The organism is Acidipropionibacterium virtanenii (assembly GCF_003325455.1).
GTDB lineage: Bacteria > Actinomycetota > Actinomycetes > Propionibacteriales > Propionibacteriaceae > Acidipropionibacterium > Acidipropionibacterium virtanenii.
Genome location: NZ_CP025198.1, coordinates 2,244,693 through 2,259,734, shown reverse-complemented (window position 1 = coordinate 2,259,734; position 15,042 = coordinate 2,244,693). Strand labels below are relative to the sequence as shown.

Genomic DNA, 15,042 nt, shown 5'->3' with positions numbered 1-15,042 from the left:
GCCGGACTATTCCGAGCCGGAGGTCAGCGCGGGATCACCCGCCGGATGCGCGCCGCGCGAGCACCGGACGGGCCGGTCCGGGCGCAGTGCCGCCGTGCCGCGGCGGCGCCTGGGCGGGCGGACCACGAGGATCATCGCAGCGAGGATCGACGCGCCTCCCAGGATGACCTGCAAGGTGACCGGGTCGCCCGCCAGCCAGATTGCGAAGGCCGCACCCCACAGGGGCTCGGTACACATGATCACCGAGGCGCGGGTGGCCTCGACGCGGGCCTGGGCCCAGCTCTGCAGGAAGGCGATCATGGCTCCGCACAGCACCCCCAGGTAGATCACCGCGAACCACTCCTGGCCCGACGAGGCGATCCGGATACCGCCGGGGGCCGCGCAGACCATGCACACCAGGGCGGCCCCGATCGTCTGGTAGAGGGCCAGCGAGGCCACATTGCTGGCCGTGGCGAAGCGTCCCAGGGCCACGATCTGGCCGGCGAAGCAGACCGACGCAGCGAAGGTCAGCAGCTCGCCGATGCCGATCCCGGCGCCCAGATCGGCCGGATTGAGGGCCAGGGATCCCAGCCCCACGGTCGCCAGTGCCACGGCCGTCCAGATCTGGCGGGGCACCCTCCTGCCGAACAGCATCGCCCCCAGCAGTGGCGTCACCACCACATACAGGCCGCCGATGAAGCCGTTGACAGACGCCGACGTGGACCTGAGCCCCAGCGCCTGGAGCACCTGCCCGGCTCCGAAGAGCATCCCCAGGGACAGCCCCCGGGCGATCGTGCGAGGGTTCGCGCGCCACGCCCGGGGCATCAGGACACCGAGGGCCAGGGCGCCGACCACGAAGCGGTTCGCCAGCAGGTCGGTGGGAGACAGATGGGCGTAGGCGCTCTTCATGACGACAAGGGTGGAACCCCACAGAAGAGCCATGACCATGAGCGCCAGGGGCGCCAACCGGGACGAACGAAAACCCACCATGGGGGCCATGTTATACGAGAAGATCTTCGCAGTTTCACCCAGGATGCGATGAAAAACAGTGTGCAGTCGATGATGGACGAGATGAACAACCGTTCATCAACGGATATGCGGTGAATCCTCCAGATGTTGAACGGTGACAGATGACGTGGCCGGGGGCATGACGTCGACCTGCCCGGCCGCCGGTCCTGAGGAGGTTCGCAGGGAGACGCCGAAGCGATATGCCGTCAGCCCGACAGCCACCGCCAGCACCGTGATGAGCAGCATCGCGATGAGGTTGCGCCGCCCGCGGTACGGGGCGGGGCGTCGGCCCCGCGGGGCAGACCTCGTGACCCGGCCCGGGCCGGTCGGCCGCGTGTGAGGGGCCCGGGCGACGCCGGGGTTGCGGGGCCGGGGAGTATCCCTGGGGGTCTGGGGGGAGGCCGCCCGGTGGGAGATGTCGGTCCGGATGGCGACGCCGGGGCGCGCAGGGGTGACCCGGGACACAGCGGGACGATCGATCGGGGAGACCGGGGTGCGGGTGTGGGCCGGTGACGCTCCAGGGACGGGAACCGGGCTGGCGGGCTGCGCGCTCCCGGCACGGTGCATCAGCGAGGTGATGGCGGGGTCCTCGGCGCGTCCCTGGGCCAGGGAGACCCGGGCCGACCGGATGAGGCCGAGAAGCACCCGGCCGTCGACCGGGCGGTCGGCGGGTTCGCGAGCCGTGCAGCTGCGTACCAGGGCGTCGAGATACGCCGGGATGTGCTCGGCCAGCTCGCGGCCCCTCCGCCCGAGCCCGGCGAGGTAGGCCGAGGGGGCCGGTACGTCCTCATGGACGTGGGCCCAGGCCACCTGGATGGGAGTCTCCCCGGTGTGCGGTTTGTGTCCGGTGAGCATCTCGAAGAGCACGATCCCGGTCGAGTACACGTCCGAACGCTCATCGGCACGATTGCTCACCACGAGCTCGGGCGGCAGATAGGAGACGGTGCCGACCAGCAGCCCGGTGGCCGTGACGCTCTGGGCGGTCACCGCACGGGCCAGACCGAAGTCGGCGACCTTGATCTGGCCCCGATCGGAGATGAGCACATTCTCGGGCTTGACGTCGCGATGCACCACGCCGTCGTCATGGGCGCTCGCCAGTGCCGAGACCACCGGCTCGAGCAGGGCGAGCGCCCGGCGGGGCGTCAACGGGGCATCCTGGACGATCACATGCCGCAGGGTGCATCCCGGCACGTACTCCATGACGATGTAGGGCCGAAGGTCGTCGACCCCCTGGTCGAAGACGCTGACGACATGGGGATTGACCAGACGGGCCGCCGCCTTGGCCTCAAGATCGAATCGGCGGGCGAACTCCGGGTCCTCATAGAGCCCCTCGTGCATCACCTTCACCGCCACGCCCCGGTGGAGGTGGACGTCCTGCGCCCGGTAGACGGTGGCCATGCCTCCCCGGGCGATGCGCGAGGTGATCTCGTAGCGACCGCCGAGGACGCGGCCCACGAGGGGGTCGGTACTCACAGTCATGCTCACGTGTGCCTCACAGCGCGATCGGGGGAAGGGCGCAGGCCGTGCTCGCCTGTCACAGCGAGTCTAGGTGCTGGGAGGCGGCGGACCCGGGCACCGGACGCGGCGAGTCCCCCCGACGCGGTACGGTTCGAGGAAACCTTCGGGGAAACCTCAGGGTCAGCGCATGCCCTGCTGGTACAGCCGATAGCCCGCATCCGTGTGGCGGAAGCACAGTGTCCAGGGCCTGGTGCCCTCGGCGATGCCGCGCCCCGCACCGGCAGTGGTGACGGTCATCGGGTAGCACTCGAGAGCCACCCCGGCATCGGCGGCGCTGAGTCTCACCACCGTGCCCACGCCCTTGTAGGCGGTCATCCGGGGAGTGTCGCACCACGCCCAGGTGCTCGCGGCGGTGAGTCGGCGGGTCACCTGGCAGTCGTGTGCGACGGCGGCCTTGAGGTAGGCCGTCATCACCTGGTGGGAGTCGGCGCCGGGGGAGGGGACCGAGGGTGCGATCTGCTGCTGACCTGAGCAGGCCGTCAGCACGGCGACGGCTGCTGTCACGGCCACGATCGGTCGCCTGATGGACATCTCGGGCTGTCCTTTCCGCTGTTCGCGATAGATCTTCGCCCTTATGGGCCGAGGTCGATTCTAGGGACGCGGCCACAGGCTCGCCTCATCGGTGCCCGGGGCTCTCTAGGCTGGACCCATGACTGCGCTGCTGGGGCTGACCGCCCGACTTCAGATGGCGACCCTCTGTCTGGTCACCGATCTGCATCCCGCGGCCGGTGACGTCCTCGACGTGGTGGTCGCGGCGGTCGCCGGCGGGGTCGACATGGTCCAGATCCGCGATTCCGGCGTCGGTCACGAGGCACTGGTCGAGGCGGTTGCCGGGATCGCCGACGCCCTGGCCGGCAGCCAGGCCCTCCTCGGCGTCCACGGAGAGGCCGGCACCGTGTCGGGGTCACGGGCCGACGTCCTCCATCTGAGCGCCGACGGATATGCCGGACCGGCCCGCACGGCCCTGGGCCCCCACGGGCTGCTCGGACGCTCGGCCCACGATCCCGCGCAGCTGGCACGGGTCACCTCGGACTGCGACTACGTCTTCATCGGGCCGGTGTGGTCGGGGCCGGTCCGCGGGCGAGGCGGCGGGCTGGAAATGGTGCGCCGGGCCTCGGTGGACTGCCGCGACGCCGACGACCGGCCGATCCCGTGGTTCGCCGCCGGGGGGATCACGGCGCGCAATGTGGGTCAGGTCCTCGAGGCCGGCGCCCGCAGGATCGCGGTGGGACGCGCCGTCACCGCTGCGAGCGACCCCGGCGAGGTGTCGCGACAGATCGCCCGGACGGTGGGCCGGGCATGGCTCGACGACCCGCTGAAGGGCCCCGTCCAGCCCGGCTGAGCACGGGTATCACGCGGATCGCTGCACGCACTGGCGGGCCAGCTCGGTGAGCGCGATACGTCCCTCGTGGGTCATCTCGGCGGAGCCGAGGACGTCCAGGGCCTGCCGGTAGCCCTTCTCGATGTCGGCCTCGACACCGGCCCTGGCCCCGCTGGACTCGATGATCCGGCGCGCGGTGGCGATGTCGGAGTCATCGAGATCGGGGCGCCCCAGCAGTGAATCGAGGGTCCGCGCGTCGTCCGGGGTGGAGGCCGACATGGCGTGGGCCACGAGCATCGTGCGCTTGCCCTCGCGGATGTCGTCGCCGGCGGGCTTTCCGGTGATCCCGGCATCGCCGAAGACTCCGAGCAGATCGTCGCGGAACTGGAAGGCCCGGCCCAGCGGCGAGCCGAAGTCCAGCATCGCCTGTTGCAGCCCGGCTGTGCCTCCGGCCAGGCTGACGCCGATCTGGGCCGGCCTGGCCACGGTGTACCGGGCGGTCTTGAACTCCACCACGCGATGGGCCAGGTCCAGATCGGACTCACGGCCGCCACCGGTCATCCTGGCCTGGGCGGTGACGTCCAGCACCTGTCCGCAGGTCACCTCGGTGCGCACCGCCTCCAGCAGCGGGCCGGCCGCGGCCAGCCGCAGCGGCTCGATCCCCGAGCCGCTGAACATCTCCATGCTCCACACCAGCAGCAGGTCTCCCAGCAGGATCGCCATGTCGGAGCCGAAATCCTGCGCCGGTCCGGCGCCACCGGCATGCTGATGGGCCTCGGAGAAGCGCCGGTGGGCCGACGGCAGGCCCCTGCGGGTGTCCGAATGGTCCATCAGGTCGTCGTGCATCAGCGCCGAGACGTGGAGCAGCTCCAGCGAGGAGACGGCGCGCATCAGAGGTGCCGCGTCCACCGGCTGGCCGGACGCCGCCACCCGGCCCCAGTAGCAGAACGCCGGCCGCAGCCGCTTGCCGCCTCCGGTGTACTCGCCGGCCGCGATCCGCAGCGGGTCGAGTTCCTCCCCGATGGTGGCCAGCACGGCCCGCTGGTCGGTGAGGAAACCGGTGATCGCGGTCTGCACGGCCTGGCGGAAGGGTTCGCCGGCCGGATCGGCCGGGTCGAAGGGGGCGCTCATACGGCCCACCCTATGAGATCGGCGCGGCGGCGGGCTCCGGCGGCTGCTCTACTGTGGGCCCATGCTGTCCTCAACCCGTCCCGCCGAGACCATTGCTGATCTGCTGACGCGGGCCGAGCGTCCCCTCACCTCCTTCGAGTTCATGCCGCCGCGCAGCGAGGAGGACGTGTACCGGCTGTGGCGTGCCACCGACGCCCTGGTACCGCTGAGCCCGGACTTCATCTCGGTGACCTACGGGGCCAACGGGTCCAGCCGCGACCGCACTCTGCGCTGCACCCGGCACATGGTCGCCAGCGGGCTGCGGACCGTCGGCCACCTCACAGCCGTCTCCCAGAGCGTCGCCGAGCTGGAACAGGCCGTCCGCGACTACCACGACGCCGGGGTCGACCACATCCTGGCGATCCGCGGAGACATGCCGGGAGGAGCCACGGAGCCCTGGCTCGCCCGGCCCGACGGGCTGGCCAACGCCACCGACCTGGTCCGTCTGGTCCATCGGGTCAACCCGGACGCCTGCGTGGGGGTGGGCGCCTTCCCGGACTGCCATCCGGCCTCGGGAGACCTCGACCTGGACGCCCGGATCCTCGCCGACAAGGCGGAGGCCGGGGCCTCCTACGCCATCACCCAGCTCTTCTTCATCCCCGAGCACTACACCGATCTGGTGGCCCGCGTCCGGGCGCTGGGCTGCGACATCCCGATCATCCCCGGCATCATGCCGATCACCTCATTCGGGCAGATCAGGCGCTTCGGCGAGCTGTCGGGCACCGACGTCCCCGCCGACCTGGTCGCCCGGCTCTCCGAGGTCGCCGAGGACCGTGCCGCGGTGCGGGCGATCGGCCTGGAGGCGGCGGCCCGGCTGTGCTGCCGACTCCTCGACCAGGGGGCGCCGGGACTGCACTACTACACCCTCAATCGGTCCCGTGCGACCACAGAGCTGCACGCCATGGTGCGTGATCGCCGGCCGGGGATGTGGGATCGCTGAGACCCAGCACCATCAGCCGCTGGGTTGGCCGGGTGAGCGCCACGTAGAGCACCCGCACGCCGCCCGGTGCCTCGGCGACGATGTCATCGGGATCCACCACCACGACCGCGTCGTACTCCAGGCCCTTGGCCTGCATCGCGGTCAACGGGATGACGCGGCCCGCCAGGTCCGCCAGCTCGGCTCCGTCGGCCACCAGGTCGCGGGCCTGCTGTGCCAGAGACGGCGGGCAGATGATGCCGATGGTGCCCTCGACCTGGCCGGCCAGCGTGCGCGCGGTGGCAGCGAGATCCTCGCCCAGGCTCGCCCGGGAACTCGTCTCGAAGCGGGGGTCGATGCCGGTCGAGCGCACCGCCTCGGGCAGATCGGCGTCGGGATGGACGGTGGTGATCACCCCGGCGGCCAGGTCGAACACCTCGGCGGGGGAGCGGTAGTTCTTCGAGAGCCGGAAGGTCCTGCTGGGGGCGTGCCCGGTGAGCTCGGCCACCGCGGCCGCGGTCTCCTCGGGGAGGGGGTAGGCCGACTGGGCCGGATCCCCGACGATGGTCCACGAGGCCTGCGGGCCGCGGCGGCGCAGCATCCGCCACTGCATCGGCGTGATGTCCTGGGCCTCGTCGACGAGCACGTGGGCGAAGGTGTCCTGGGGGTCGTCCTCGGGATCGACGGTGCGGGAGTCGGTGAGGGTGTCGGCCACCGTCACCAGTTCACTGACGTCGCCCCCCTCGATGAAGACCGGCTGCTCGGCGGTCGGGTCGACGGGCGGTGCCCCGAGGATCGCGATCAGCTCGTCGAGCAGCGCGATATCGGCGATACTCCAGGCCCGGTGCCCACGGGTGTCGGGTGCGGGGATCGAGTCGGCGAGGATGGTCTGATCCTCGGCGGACAGGCCGGAGGCGACCTGGGAGACGACCCGCGGGTCGGCCAGCCTGGCCAGGGCGCGCTCGGCGGTCATCGGCGGCCACCAGGCGTTCATGAACATCCGGTAGGAGGCCTGTGATGTGATCGCCTCGTCGAAGTCCTCCCGGGTGAGTTCGTAGGAGCCGAGGGTCTCGGACGGCACTTTCGACCAGAGCTGGTCGAGCAGGGAGGTCTCGACGATCCGGCGGGAGGCGTTGTACCGGTAGCGCCTCAGGATTCGCGCACGGGTGCGTGCCAGCGCCTTGGCGCCCAGGGTGAGCACCTCGCCCTTGATGGTGACCCGCAGACTGAGGGCCTCGGGGTCAGGGGTCAGCGGCAGGGCGGCCAGCGCCGCGACGACGTCGATCATCCGCAGGCTGCCCTTGAGGGTGGCGGCGGCGGACTCGTCGAGCCGGTCGGACTCCAGCCCGAGGACGTCGGCGGCCACCTCGCCCATCGCGCGCAACGTGACGGAGTCCTCGCCGAGACTGGGCAGCACCCTCTCGATGTAGTTCATGAAGACCGAACTGGGGCCCACCACGAGCACCCCGCCGTTCTCCAGGCGGGCGCGGTGGGAGTAGAGCAGGAAGGCGGCCCGGTGCAGGGCCACCACCGTCTTACCGGTCCCCGGCCCACCGGAGATCGTGGTGACCCCCTGGTAGGGGGCGCGGATGGCTTCGTCCTGCTCGGCCTGAATGGTGGCGACGATGGAGTGCATCCGGGTGTCGCGGGCCCGGGACAGGGCGGCCATCAGGGCGCCCTCGCCGACGATCGGCAGATCTGTCCGGTTGTTCGTCGAGTCCAGCAGGTCGTCCTCGATGCCGATCACCCTGTCGTCGCGACAGCGCAGCACCCGTCGGCGGACCACCCCCATGGGGGAGGTGGAGGTGGCCCGGTAGAAGGGTTCGGCGGCCGGCGCCCGCCAGTCGATCACCAGCGGCTCGTACTCGGAGTCCCGGACCCCGATCCGGCCGATGTGGCGCACCTCGGCGTCCTCGCTCAGATCGATCCGCCCGAACACGAGGCCCTCGTGCTCGGAGTCCAGGGCCGCCAGACGCCGTGCCGCGTTGAAGGCGAAGGCGTCGCGCTCGTACATCGCGGTGCGATCCTCCTCGCGCACCCAGGTCGTCCGGTCGGAGTGGTATATCTCCTGGCTGGCCCGGGCCAGCTTCTTGGCGGCCTCGGTGTCGGATCGCAACTGGTCGTACACCCGGTCCACGTGGGCCTGCTCGGCGGCCATCTCGTGGGCGATCGTGGTCTCAGCGGGAACACTGGAGGAAGAACCAGAGGTCAACGAAATCGTCCTCACTTCGGGAAACTCGGTTCGGCCCTCGACTGGCGAGGGCCGAGGAGCAAGCTTACGCGGTCGCGGGCGCCCATCGGCCCCGATCTCGCGGTTGTGGGGGGAGACGTCCTCGCCGGTGAGCCTCGTGTGGGCCAGGTAGGCGGCCTGTGCGCCGGTCATCAGTTGTGCCCAGGGCTCCGGGCCGCCGTGGGCTCCCGATTCCGCCAGCAGCACAGGGACGCCGTCGTCCAGGATCCACCGCAGGGGACGGCGACGTCTCCAGGCCGCGGTGCTGTCGATGGCGGTGCCCAGATCCGGGCGAGGGACCGGGCGGGTGTGGTCGTGGGTGAGGGTGAGTCGCTCGCCCTTCTCGGACCACGACCAGCGCAGCACAGGGCCGGCCGAGGTGTGATCGATGGCGTGATCGACCGCCGCGTCGACGCCTGAGGACGGTGAGCGGGTGAGCGAGACGGTCGGGGCCAGAAAGGGTCTGGTGCGGCCGGGCCCACGGCGGGGTCGAGGGCCGGTGTCGATGACGATGTCGGGGTGTCCCAGGGGCTGGGCGGTGACGTCGACGCCCCGGACCACAAGTCGTCTGTCCAGCGCGTCGAGCAGGGGCTGGAGGGTGGTCGGTCGGCCGTCGTCGAGCCGCGTCAGCTGCCAGCGGCCGAAGACGCGGGGGACCGCCAGATCGGCGAGCAGCGGTAGGCCGCCGCGGCCGGTGCGGGTGCCGCCGTGGACGGGCCCGAGACCTCTGACGATCGCCCGCAGCAGCGCTGGCAGGCCGTCACAGGCCTCAACGAGGTGGCGTCCGGCCAGCGCCTCGGGGAGGTCGCCGCTGCGCAGTGGCCCGGTGACCGGGTACTCCAGCCCCAGGGCGCGCCTCGCCTGCCAGATCTCGTCGGCGCGGTCCAGGACCTGCGACCAGCGCCGGGCGAGGGCGGGCGACCAGTGGTTGCGGACCGCGGCGAGCTGGCCGGCGCGCTCGGTCGGCAGCGTGAGGGTCTCGCCGCCGAGGCGATGGCGGGCCGGCGGCGCATCGGTCAGCGCGAACCCGGCACGGGCGAGTTCGGCGTCCATATTGCGCCCCGACTTGCCGAAGAGGTCTCGCCATGCGGCCGGCACCTCCAGGACCGGTGGCAGGACGACGACCGGAGAAGGCCCCGTCGATGCGCGCCAGCGGGGTTCGGCGGCGACCAGTCTCACCCGGTGACCGAGGCGTGCCAGCCGCAGGCTCGCGGCCAGGGCGATGAGGCCCTCGCCGCGCACCTCGATGGAGAAGTCGGATGTCACCTGGACATTCTCGCCCCGGAATCCCGAGGACTCACTCCCGACCGTGCTGCCGAGGCCGGCCGCAGGATGTGGGGAACCTCTCAGCTCAGTGCTCAAATGTTCGCCATATGATATTCAGTCTTGACAACTAAGATGGCTTTTGCCTTCTTCGGCCATCGGCCTACCGTGATCTCCGGCTCCGACGCAGGCCGGAGACCTTCGGGTCGAGAGGAATCCCAGGACATGGTTGAGCGCATCGTTGCCGCACGTCGCCCCGACCGGGCTCGCGTGATGTGCATGTGCTCCTGTCCTCGCTGAATCCCATCCCCCCGCAGCACTCCCGCGCCGTGTGAACCCGGCGCGCATCCCTTGGCGCACAGCGCCCATTTTCTGGAGACCATTCATGTCAGATGACGAGAACACCGGTACCGGCCCGCGCCCGGACGCCGCCGATCCGAGAACCGACCCGATCGTGCTGCCGTCGGGAGCCGTTCTGGTCGATGACGACGCCGTGGAACGACCTGGCGGCGTGTCGCGGCGCAGGTTTATCGGGGGTGTGACGGCCGCCGCCGTCGGCGGGCTGCTGGTGGGCGGTGGTGTCGGCAGCCTCATCGGCCGTGCCACCGGCGGCCCGAAGGCTGGGGCGAAGGTGGCGAACCGGCCCCTGTCGGTGATCTACGGGGGCGACGTCTGCGACGCCCCCGCGATCGTCGCCAAGGAGAAGGGATTCTTCGCCGAGGCCGGCCTGGATGTCGCCCTCCACCGCACCGTCGGCGACGAGGACATCAAGGCCGCGGTCGGATCCGGCCAGTTCGATGCCTCGTCGGGCATCTTCTACTCCTGGCTCAAGCCGGTCTCAGAGGGCCAGAACGTCAAATTCGTCGCCGGCCTGCACGCCGGTTGCCTGCGCCTGGTGGTCCCCAAGGACTTCAAGGGGAGGGTGGCCGATCTCAAGGGAGCCACCATCGGCATCCCCAGCCTCTCGTCGAGCGCCACCATGTTCTTCTCGATGGATCTGCTGGACGCCGGCATCAACCCGCTGCCCGAGGCCAAGCAGGTCAGCTGGAAAGTGCTCGACCCGTCCACTCTCGCCGACGCCCTGAGGCGCGGCCAGGTGGACGCCATCGCCACCTCCGACCCGATCGCCTACCGCCCGATCCTTGACGACTACGGCGTAGAGCTGTCCAGCAATATGAGCGGGATGAATGCGCAGGCCTACTGCTGCTGCACAGCCCTCAACGGAGACCTCGTCGCGAACGAGGCCCCGCTGGCCCGCAAGCTCATCGAGGCCTGGTGCCGCGGTTCACGGTATGTCGCCAGGCACGAGGCCGAGGTGGCCCGTATCGAGGTCGACAAGAAGTACATCGCCGGAGATGTCGCCACCATCGAGAAGCTCCTCAAGGGCTACGGGTGGAAGCCGTCGGTCGCCAAGCTCAAGGCCTCCCTGCTCCCCGGGATCCGCAAGTTCCAGAGCACCGGCTACCTGGAGGCCTCCGCCGACCCGCAGAAGCTCGCCGACAAGGCCTTCACGACGCTGGGGATCGGGTGGTGATCCGATGACCGCCACCATCTCCTCTCCCGAGCACCTCTCGCGCTCCCGTCTCACCCGCGAGCGCGACGAGGAGCTCACCAGCGATCCCGTCATCCGGGCCGGCCTCACCCGGCGTCATCGAGAACGCACCGCCAGACCCGCGCGAGTGGCCGTGGTGGTGGCCGTCTGGCTGGTCGGGACCCTCGTGATCGCCCTGACGCCCGACACCGACTCCTTCATCGTCCACGGGCAGATCCCCCTGGCGGTGATCTCCGCGGTGATCACCGCCGGTCTGGCCGTCGCCTGGCTGTTCGTCCTGCGACCCGTCGGTCCCCGCCGGTTGGCGGTCTCCCGATGGCTCGGCCACTGGTCCAGCTGGTGGATCGCCGGCGCGGTGGTGATCGCCGGCTGGGATGTCGCCACCGCCAAGACCGGATGGGCAAGGCCGCCCTACGTGCCCCCGCCGGGCCAACTGTTCACCGAGGCCTGGGCCGACAGGACGCTGCTGGGATCATCGATCGGCCACTCCGCCGGACTGCTGGGCCTGGGGCTGCTCATCGGCGGGGCGGCGGGACTGGCGACGGGTCTGTGGATGGGGTGGTCGAAACAGGCCGGCTACTGGTTCAGTCCGATCGTCAAGTACATCGGTCCGGTGCCCACCCTGGCCTGGATCCCGATCGTCTTCATCGCCTTCCCCAACACCTTCTGGGCGGCCGTCTTCCTGGTCTCGTTGACCGTCTGGTTCCCGATGACGGTGCTGACCAACGCCGGCATCCGGTCGGTGCCCAAGGAGTACTTCGACGTCTGCCAGACCCTCGGAGCCTCCAACCGCTTCCTCATCTTCAAGGTGTCGCTGCCGGCGGCCCTGCCCAACATCTTCACCGGCATCTTCATGGCCCTGCCCACCGCCTTCGTCACGCTGACCATCGCCGAGACGCTCGGCGTCAACTCCGGTCTGGGCTGGTACATCAACTGGAAGAAGGGCTGGAGCGCCTATCCCGCGATGTATGCGGCGATCGCGGTCATGGTGATCCTCTGTGGCACCCTGCTCACACTCGAACTGGCCATCCGGAACCGCGTCCTGGCATGGCAGAAGGACCTCACACGATGGTGACCGAACCCCACTCCGCACGTCCTGACGACACGGTGCCCGACCACTCCGGCAGGCAGGCCGGGGGAGCCATCGACATGCTGGACATCTGCCAGGGCTTCCTCAACCACGGTGAGCCGCTGCCGGTCCTCGACCACGTCAACCTCTCGGCCTCTCCCGGCAGCTTCGTCAGCCTCGTCGGGCCCTCGGGCTCGGGCAAGTCGACCCTGCTGCGGCTGGCCGCCGGCCTGGACAGGCCGCTCACCGGCCGGGTCTACGTCGACGGGCGACGGGTGCGGCGCCCGGACCCCTCCCGCGGTCTGGTCTTCCAGGACCCGACCCTGCTGCCGTGGCTCACGGTCGCCCAGAACATCGGCCTGGGGCCCCAGCTCCAGGGCCGCGCCGATGACCCGGAGCAGCGGCGCCGCGTCGACGAGATGATCGACCTGGTGGGTCTCCAGGAGTTCCGCGACGCCCTGCCCTCGGAACTGTCCGGAGGGATGGCCCAGCGCGCCTCCCTGGCCAGGGCGCTGGTCACCCGGCCCGAGATCCTGCTCCTCGACGAACCCCTCGGAAAACTCGACGCCCTCACCCGCTCCTCGCTCCAGACCGAGATGGCCCGGCTGTGGGAGCACCAGGGATTCACCGCCCTCATGGTGACCCACGACGTCGAGGAGGCCCTGATGCTCTCCGACCGGGTCGTCGTCTTCTCGTCCCGGCCCGCCCGGGTACTCGAGGAGGTGGCCGTCGACCTGCCTCGGCCCCGGGCCCAGGACGACCCCCGGTTCCGCGAGCTTCGCCGCCACATCCTGGACCTGCTGAGCTGACTGGCACTGGACGCAGGTCGTGGTATCTGTCTGTCATGACTGCCGACCCGATCGTCTGCCTGCACGGCATCACGAGTTCCCGCACCACGTGGGGCGGACTGGTGCTGGCCACCAAGCCGCACGGCATCGACCCGCACTGCCTCACCCTGCTCGGCCACGGGCCGGTCGGCGCCAGGCGACGGGTCGACGGCTACAGCCTGGAGGCCTTCGTCGGCGACGCGATGGCCCAGATCAACCGGCTCGGTCTGGAGCGGTTCCAACTGATCGGGCACTCGCTGGGCGCCCACCTGGCCAGCATCATCGCCTCCAGCTTTCCGCGCCGCATCAGCCGTCTGGTGCTGGAGGAGCTTCCGGTGCCCGCGCGCTCCCGGACGGACTCCGGACCGGTACGTCACCGCTGGTCGGGCCTGGCGGTCAAGATCGGCGCGTTGTCGGGATACCGGCACTTCGATCCGGTGATGGTCTCGCGCGTGCTCGACCAGCTCGACGCACCCAGACCGGGATGGTGGCAGGGCCTGGCCCGGATCACCATGCCGGTCCTCATGATCGGCGGCGGGACGAGCTCCTACCTGGATCAGGAGCGGTTGCCGCTGGTCGCCGCCGAACTGCCCGACGTCCGCCTGGTCGGGATCGACGGCGGACATCGGGTTCACATCACCCGGGAGGCGGAGTTCCTGGCCCAGGTGGTGCCCTTCCTCCTCGAACCGGATCAGCCATGAGCGTGGTCGACTCAACCCTGTTTGGGGTTTCCGGCTGACGTGTCTAAAATTGAGTGCATAAGGCTCAAGTAGCCACGGGGTGAGTGATCACCCCGTCACAGACACAGATCACGAGCACAGAGGACTGACCGATGGCACGCACTTTCGACCCCTTCAACGAGATGGACCGACTCTTCTCCGGCGTCTCCCGCACCCCGGCCTCCGTCGCGATGCCGATGGACCTGTACCGCGACGGCGACTCCTACGTCGCCGAGATCGACCTGCCCGGTGTGGACCCGGCCAGCATCGACATCGATATCGACGGCCAGACCCTCACGGTGCGCGCCGAGCGGAACTCCCACGCCGGTGAGAGCACCCAGTGGCTGACCCGTGAGCGCGCCGAGGGCACCTTCGCCCGCCAGCTCACCCTGGGCAACGGCCTGGCCGCCGACCGGATCAGCGCCGACTACTCCGACGGCGTGCTGCGGCTCACCATCCCGGTCGCCGAGACCGCCAGGCCGCGCAAGATCGAGGTGCGTCACTCCGACACCGCGGTCCACGGCAGCGTCGAGGGCTGATCCGACCGACCGATCAGCCGGCGTCGTGGACGGGATGGCCGCCGAACTCGTGGCGCATCGCCGCCACCAGCTTCATCGCCGGGGAGTCCTCCTGGCGCGAGGCGTACCGGGCGAACAGGGACGCCGAGATGGCCGGGACCGGGACGGCGGCGTCCAGAGCGGCCTCGACCGTCCAGCGCCCCTCGCCGGAATCGTCCACCCAGCCGGTGATCCGCGCCAACCCCGGATCGGCCCGCAGCGCCTCGGTGCACAGGTCGAGCAGCCAGGAGCGGATCACGGTGCCGGAGCGCCAGGCGTCGAAGACCTCGGTGATGTTGTTCACCGGGGAGCCCGCGGCGAGCAGCTCATAGCCCTCCGCATAGGCCTCCATCAGCGCGTACTCGATGCCGTTGTGCACCATCTTCGCGTAGTGACCGGCGCCGACGTCTCCGGCATGCACCAGGCCTGAGCCGTCCTCGGGGACCAGGGCCTCCAGAACCGGCCAGATGGCCGAGACATCGGCCTGCGCCCCGCCGACCATCAGGCCGTAACCGCCCTCGGCCCCCCAGACGCCGCCGGAGACGCCGCAGTCGGCGTAGCCGATATCGCGGGCGGCCAGCCGGCCGGCGCGCGGGGCGTCGTCGGTCCACCGCGAGTTCCCGCCGTCCACGACGACGTCGCCGCCGCGCAGCAGTGGGCTGAGCCGCGCCAGGGTGTCATCGACCACCCCCGCCGGCAGCATGATCCACACGATCCTGGGGCCAGGCCCGAGCCGGTCCACCATCGACTCCAGGGAGTCGACGTCGCGGACGGACGGGTCCCGGTCGTAACCGACGACGTCGATTTCCCGGGCCCTCAGCCGGGTGCGCATATTGGCCCCCATCCTGCCCAGGCCCACCATTGCGATTCTCATCTTCATTCCTTGTCCTCGAGAGATGTGCGACGCGTGAGA

General features: G+C 70.3%; 13 protein-coding genes. 7 read left to right on the top strand and 6 right to left on the bottom strand.

Annotated features, from left to right (window positions below; genetic code table 11):
* Positions 1-6: 6 nt before the first annotated feature.
* From JS278_RS10415 to JS278_RS10405, 3 genes are all read right to left on the bottom strand, one after another.
* Positions 7-921: a DMT family transporter gene (locus JS278_RS10415; RefSeq protein ID WP_114046265.1), complete on the bottom strand. Its 915-nt coding sequence runs from the start codon at positions 919-921 to the stop codon at positions 7-9.
* A 144-nt stretch (positions 922-1,065) separates the two neighbouring features.
* Entirely contained in the window at positions 1,066-2,472 is a 1,407-nt protein-coding gene (locus JS278_RS10410) for a protein kinase domain-containing protein (RefSeq protein ID WP_425451435.1), read from the bottom strand.
* A gap of 153 nt (positions 2,473-2,625) precedes the next feature.
* Entirely contained in the window at positions 2,626-3,036 is a 411-nt protein-coding gene (locus JS278_RS10405) for a hypothetical protein (protein WP_114045132.1), read from the bottom strand.
* A 118-nt stretch (positions 3,037-3,154) separates the two neighbouring features.
* Between JS278_RS10405 and JS278_RS10400 the strand changes: the two genes are divergently transcribed.
* Entirely contained in the window at positions 3,155-3,847 is a 693-nt protein-coding gene (locus tag JS278_RS10400; protein WP_114045131.1) for a thiamine phosphate synthase, read from the top strand.
* A gap of 9 nt (positions 3,848-3,856) precedes the next feature.
* On the opposite strand, the gene JS278_RS10395 is transcribed toward JS278_RS10400, so the two are convergent.
* Entirely contained in the window at positions 3,857-4,957 is a 1,101-nt protein-coding gene (locus JS278_RS10395) for a polyprenyl synthetase family protein (RefSeq protein WP_114045130.1), read from the bottom strand.
* A 61-nt stretch (positions 4,958-5,018) separates the two neighbouring features.
* Here JS278_RS10395 and JS278_RS10390 point away from each other — a divergent pair, with 61 nt between their 5' ends.
* A complete protein-coding gene (locus tag JS278_RS10390) occupies positions 5,019-5,936 on the top strand; it encodes a methylenetetrahydrofolate reductase (RefSeq protein ID WP_181833701.1) in 918 nt (305 codons plus the stop codon).
* Here JS278_RS10390 and JS278_RS10385 read toward each other — a convergent pair.
* Entirely contained in the window at positions 5,863-8,082 is a 2,220-nt protein-coding gene (locus JS278_RS10385; protein WP_181833902.1) for a HelD family protein, read from the bottom strand. The two genes, JS278_RS10390 and JS278_RS10385, sit on opposite strands and share 74 nt — an antisense overlap.
* 1,708 nt (positions 8,083-9,790) lie before the next feature.
* On the opposite strand from JS278_RS10385, the gene JS278_RS10380 reads away from it, so the two are divergent.
* The 5 genes from JS278_RS10380 to JS278_RS10360 all read left to right on the top strand — a co-directional run bounded on the left by JS278_RS10380 (position 9,791) and on the right by JS278_RS10360 (position 14,111).
* Positions 9,791-10,939: an ABC transporter substrate-binding protein gene (locus tag JS278_RS10380; RefSeq protein WP_114045129.1), complete on the top strand. Its 1,149-nt coding sequence runs from the start codon at positions 9,791-9,793 to the stop codon at positions 10,937-10,939.
* A 4-nt stretch (positions 10,940-10,943) separates the two neighbouring features.
* Positions 10,944-12,032: an ABC transporter permease gene (locus tag JS278_RS10375; protein ID WP_114045128.1), complete on the top strand. Its 1,089-nt coding sequence runs from the start codon at positions 10,944-10,946 to the stop codon at positions 12,030-12,032.
* Complete coding sequence (locus JS278_RS10370) at positions 12,026-12,835, top strand: ABC transporter ATP-binding protein (protein ID WP_114045127.1); 810 nt, start codon at positions 12,026-12,028, stop codon at positions 12,833-12,835. Before JS278_RS10375 ends, JS278_RS10370 begins: the two co-directional genes overlap by 7 nt.
* A gap of 35 nt (positions 12,836-12,870) precedes the next feature.
* Positions 12,871-13,554: an alpha/beta fold hydrolase gene (locus JS278_RS10365; protein ID WP_114045126.1), complete on the top strand. Its 684-nt coding sequence runs from the start codon at positions 12,871-12,873 to the stop codon at positions 13,552-13,554.
* 131 nt (positions 13,555-13,685) lie between these two features.
* Positions 13,686-14,111 carry an Hsp20/alpha crystallin family protein gene (locus tag JS278_RS10360; protein ID WP_114045125.1) on the top strand — a complete coding sequence of 142 codons (426 nt, stop codon included), beginning with the start codon at positions 13,686-13,688 and terminating at the stop codon, positions 14,109-14,111.
* Positions 14,112-14,124: 13 nt separating this feature from the next.
* Here JS278_RS10360 and gnd read toward each other — a convergent pair whose 3' ends face one another.
* Positions 14,125-15,003: a phosphogluconate dehydrogenase (NAD(+)-dependent, decarboxylating) gene (gene gnd / locus JS278_RS10355; protein ID WP_114046262.1), complete on the bottom strand. Its 879-nt coding sequence runs from the start codon at positions 15,001-15,003 to the stop codon at positions 14,125-14,127.
* Positions 15,004-15,042 lie beyond the last annotated feature (39 nt).